This is a genomic window from Rhizobacter sp. P3_C12, from assembly GCF_056402735.1.
The window spans coordinates 1-4,572 of sequence record NZ_JBFUGW010000386.1 but is presented as its reverse complement, the minus strand read 5'-3'; the positions used below and the strand labels follow the sequence as shown (position 1 = coordinate 4,572).

The 4,572-nt window shown below is 62.9% G+C and carries 5 protein-coding genes; 3 read left to right on the top strand and 2 right to left on the bottom strand.

What is annotated here, in order from left to right; translation table 11 throughout:
- Window positions 1-261: 261 nt before the first annotated feature.
- From AC1DXV_RS31625 to AC1DXV_RS31615, 3 genes are all read left to right on the top strand, one after another.
- Window positions 262-579: an SMI1/KNR4 family protein gene (locus AC1DXV_RS31625; protein WP_477869861.1), complete on the top strand. Its 318-nt coding sequence runs from the start codon at window positions 262-264 to the stop codon at window positions 577-579.
- 264 nt (window positions 580-843) lie between these two features.
- Window positions 844-1,659, top strand: a complete 816-nt coding sequence (locus AC1DXV_RS31620; RefSeq protein ID WP_477937452.1) for an ATP-grasp domain-containing protein — start codon at window positions 844-846, stop codon at window positions 1,657-1,659.
- 121 nt (window positions 1,660-1,780) lie between these two features.
- Window positions 1,781-2,212 carry an ankyrin repeat domain-containing protein gene (locus AC1DXV_RS31615; RefSeq protein WP_477869857.1) on the top strand — a complete coding sequence of 144 codons (432 nt, stop codon included), beginning with the start codon at window positions 1,781-1,783 and terminating at the stop codon, window positions 2,210-2,212.
- Window positions 2,213-2,511: 299 nt separating this feature from the next.
- Here the strand turns inward: AC1DXV_RS31615 and AC1DXV_RS31610 are convergent, their stop codons facing one another.
- Together AC1DXV_RS31610 and AC1DXV_RS31605 are read right to left on the bottom strand one after the other, a co-directional pair.
- A complete protein-coding gene (locus tag AC1DXV_RS31610) occupies window positions 2,512-2,853 on the bottom strand; it encodes a Mor transcription activator family protein (protein ID WP_477869855.1) in 342 nt (113 codons plus the stop codon).
- A partial coding sequence (locus AC1DXV_RS31605) for a phage terminase large subunit family protein (protein WP_477937450.1) occupies window positions 2,850-4,572 on the bottom strand: 1,723 nt, incomplete at its 5' end. The genes AC1DXV_RS31610 and AC1DXV_RS31605, both read right to left, overlap by 4 nt.

Here is a 4,572-nt window from a genome sequence, read left to right as displayed (position 1 = left end):
CCGCGAGGGGTTGTGGAAAACAGTTCCCACCGAGTGGAGCAGCAGGGGTGGTGCTTCGCTTGTGAGCTTGTCTTCTCACAGGAACAGGACAGGACGCCACGGTTCAGGGCCTTCTGCAACCATACCGAGGTCTGCTCGCGCTGCTACGACGAAATCAAGGGCAGGCACATGTTTGCATGGCCGGGGCGCGAGCATAGCCATTGACGCAAATCGGCCGGGAGCAGCCGGTCACGAGTGTCCGGTTTCGAGTAGGCTGTGGGCATGCGAATCGATCTACCAAACGACTACATCGCCTACTTCAAAGAAGCAGGCGTAGTTGAAGGATTCACCGCAGGAATGCCCGGATACGTTGCGCTCTGGACCCCAGACGAAATCGAGGCGGGTAACAGAGACCTGCAGGTCGTGACTTACGCCCCCGGCTTCCTTGGCTTCGGAACCGACGGCGGCGGAGAGTTGCTAGCGTTTGACGAATCCGGTGCAGTCTTCATGTTGCCAATGATCGGCATGGAACCACAGTTCGCGAACAAGATCGCCGATTCTTGGCGTGAAGTTGCCCGGCGAATCACCCCGCACGCCTGAGCATGCGGTCGAGTTTGTGTCTCAGTTCGGCCAGGAGCGGGCGCTCATCGCCGTCCGCTTTCGGGCAACAACATGAGAGGCTACGATGTCTGCGTCCGCGTCGCTGAACGATAAACGTACGAGCTCAGTCGTCCTCAGAGGGGTGCAGGCTTCGACACCTGCCGCTGACAACCAAACGTGGTCCCATCGTCGCTCTCGATCAAGAGCCGCCCTCCAGCGGTGACCGCTTACGAGCGACGCGACCTTCGCGCTAGCATCGAGCATATGAACATCGCGCGCGTCGGACGAAAAGTCATCGTTGTGAGCGAAGAAGTAGGTGTATCGGCCTATGACTTCGACTTCGATTTGCACTTCGCGTGTGATCACCCATACCGAATCGATGGCGAAGAGCTATGTGTCCTGAGAGTTGGGCCAATCAGCGACTACGCCGCAGAATTTGCTGACAAGCTAGCGATGGGCCTCCGTCTGGTGAACTCGCCCTGCGAGCACGTTCTGGCGAGCGAACTGGAGTCTTGGTATCCCGTTTTGGAGGGGCTTACTCCGCGCACGAAGGTCTTTGATGCGCTTCCCACTGCATCTGCGATCGAGGCTGACTTTCAGTGGCCCATCTTCATGAAGGGTTCAAGGCAAACCAGCAAGCACAACCCCGACCTATCGATCATTCAAAGCCGGGCTCACTACGAAGTGGCGTCTCAACAGTACCGCGCAGATGCAATCTTGCACTGGCAGAAGCCGGTCATCCGCGAGTTCGTTCCACTGTTCCCGGTGACTGGCCAGGTGCCGGGGAAAGTTCAGCCGTCGATCGAGTACCGGTCATTTTGGTGGCACGGTGAGTGCGTTGGTTGGGGGCGCTACTGGTACCAGATCGCTGCATATGAATGTGCCGATGTGGCGGCTGGCCTGGAGGTCGCGAAGTTGGCCGCGAAACGCCTGGACGTACCGTTCCTGGTGGTTGATTTCGCCAAGACAGCGGAAGGCCAGTGGATCGTGATCGAATGCAACGATGCGCAAGAGTCGGGATACGTGGGCATCCCGCCCCGGCCCCTCTGGCAGAAGATACTCGAACTCATCGAGGATTGAACCGTGTCGGCGAGCTCGTCTGAAGTCGCCCACGGCGTTACGGTCGCTCCGACCGCCACCACGCTGCATGCGGCCAGGAGCGCCAACAACTGGAGGCCGGTTGCCAATAGCCGGCAAGAGAATGCGTGCTCAAACAGAACTGACTCAAGCGATTGATGAAGGATCGACTGGCCGAGTCCGCGACTTGCTGGCGGCAGGTTGCGATCCGAATGGATTCGATGCTTTCGGTGAATCTCCGCTCGCCGTCGCCGCGATGCGCCACGACTTGGAAGTTCTAGAACTGCTCGTGCAGTATGGGGCGGACATCAGACTCGCCAACGTCGAAGGCTGGACGGCTCTACATTTCGCCGTCGATCATGCGGTCGATTCAGCTATTCAGGGTGGTGATCGGCCAGGCGAAGAACGCATCGCGGCAATCGAGTGGCTGATGCGAAACGGAGCCATTGCTTCCGCGATGTCAGCGGACGACTCCAGTCCCATCGACATCGCAAGGGCCTACCGGTCCAATCGCGTTTTGAACGCGCTTGACGGATCAGCCATCAACGGCGATTGAGAGACCGCTCTGGGTCGGTGTATTGCCGCTCGTCGATGCCCGCAATGGGTCAACAGCTGCGCCTCGCTGCTCGCGACAGCAGCCATTCGACTGGGTCAGCACCGCGATCGTGCCCCCTCCGCTCGGACGTGAACGAGCAGATCCAACGCGTTGCGACGGAGGTCTCCTTTCGGTCCGAGCGTTCGTTCGGCATCTCAGTCTGACCGACCGCACACACCCTGGAGCAGGCAATCTCCCTTACTGGCGATGCTTGCGCCCCCGCCGCGCATCGCTRCACGTCGGCTTCTAAGTCACTCGCCTCACGGCCGTCCTCGCTGCCCGACGATCCGATACACAGTGGACCGCGCCAGCCCGAACAGCTGCATCAGGTCTTTGATGTTCCGGCCGTTGAACATCTCTCGCACGCGCTCATCTCGCGCCGACTTGTCCGGCGCCGGCACATAGACGTCGTCGCCACCAAACCGTGCGCGCATGCCTTGCACGATCTCGTGCGCAATCGCACTGGCCCACGGCTCTTGGAACGCCAAGTCATCGCGCAGGATCTCGGTCATGTCGAACACCCACTGTGTGGCGGCATCGGCCTTGATCTCATCGGCATCGGGGCGGGGTTGCTGCTGGTATTGGAAGAGGGGTTGGCTCACAGGCGGCTGCTCCAAGAATCGCTGACGATGAAAGAGTTCTGAACGATGGGACGGACGCCGGGTGGTCGAGCTGTGGGTGGCGGAGGTGGGGCCGCGGCCACCGCGCTGGGTTGTGCAGACGTCTGCACTGGCGCCGGATCGCTCCCCGCACTAGGCGCGGCCCCGCCGCCGGCGAACAGGTCCGGCTCCAGTCCGGCTTCAAGCCGCGCCCACAGCTTGTCGCTGAGCGTATGCAGGCCCAGCATCTGCGCGCAGAACAGCGCATAGACCGTGCAATCGAGCTTCTCGTTGCGCTTGCCGGCCGGCTTCAGCCACCGGTGCTCCTCGCCGCGGCCGGTCTTCACGAGCATCCGGCTCTCGGCCGTGAGCTGGTCGTAGAACTCGGCGGTCAGCTCTCGCGCGAAGTGCACGTAACCCGGTCCCGGCTGGCTGACCTGCAGTCGGCCGTACAGCAAGTCCTTCGCCGTGTCGGTCCCGACGTGCCACAGCCGCACGCCCTTCCGGATCGTCTTGCCGCGCTCGTTCACGTCGACCAGGACGCTGGCGCTCTTGATCGGCCGGCCCAGCCGAGTCTCGCCCTTCACCGCGTACAGGTTCTGGTTCGGCCGGTTGCGCACGAATACATAGCACTGGTGGGTGAAGTGGCCGCCCGTGTCGATCGCGACCGCGTCGGCCGACATCTCGACGCCGCACACGTGCCGGTAGGTCGCCTTGATCGCCGGATCCAGCTTCAGATCCCACTCGCGCTGGTCGGCCGGGTTGCCGTAGATGACCAGGTCATCCACCACCCACATCTCTTCGCCACGACCGAAGCCCCACACCACCAGCTCCCAGCGGTCGCCCTGCACGTCCACGCCGATTGCGAGCTTCACGGCGCCGCGAGGCACGGTACGCAGCGGATGGCCGTGCTTGCCGCGCAGCGCGAGCTGGCTGGCGTCGGTCTTCTCCAGCTCCTGCTCGTAGGTCTCGCCGCGCGTGGTGTTGATGAAGGTCTTCAGGTCGCTGTCGTCGCCGGCCTGCGCCTTCTTCGCTGCCGTCAGCCAGTCGCGCGCGATGCTCACCCAGGTCGCCTGCGGGCTGTAGGCGGTCCAGCAGAAGAACGCCACGTGCTTCGGCGGACTGACCTCCTCGTCCGCCGCATTGCGGAAGCGCAGCTGGATCGGGTCGCGCTCGTCGATCCACAGCCCGCCATGACCACCGTCGATCGCCTTCCAACGGCCGCGCCACGCCGCCAAGTACTCGGCCTGGGTGATGCAGACGCCGCAGTGCGGGCAGACGTGGCCGACCGTCTCCGGGTCGCCGTCCGTCCACTTCATCCCGTGCCGGGCACCCTTGCCGCCCCAGTCGAGCGTGTGCTCGTCATCGCAGTGCGGGCAGCGGATGAAGTACTGGAAGCGAACGTCGGCCTGGTGCTCGCGGTCCTCAATCAGGCTGAAGCCCTTCAGCTTCGGCGTGCTGCCCGCCACCGACTTCGGGAAGGTCGCGCCCTCGATGCGCTTGTCGCCCAGACGGAATGCGCTGCCCTCCTTCTCGATGTCGCGATCGAAGCCGTCGGTCTCGTCGTAGTAGACGCAGTCCACGGTGATGCGGCGGTAGTTCTTCGCGGCCTTGCCGCCGCGCAGGTGGAGCTGGCAGCCGAGGAACCGCTTCTTCTTGATCGTGTTGTCCTTGGACTTGCGATTGAACTTCGGGAACACGCGGCGCATCACCCGCACGTCG

What these genes read in the sequence shown, in the direction of transcription:
- AC1DXV_RS31625 (WP_477869861.1), top strand. Translation starts at nt 262, where the DNA reads ATGCGAATCGATCTACCAAACGACTACATCGCCTACTTCAAAGAAGCA.
- AC1DXV_RS31620 (WP_477937452.1), top strand. Translation starts at nt 844, where the DNA reads ATGAACATCGCGCGCGTCGGACGAAAAGTCATCGTTGTGAGCGAAGAA.
- AC1DXV_RS31615 (WP_477869857.1), top strand. Translation starts at nt 1,781, where the DNA reads ATGCGTGCTCAAACAGAACTGACTCAAGCGATTGATGAAGGATCGACT.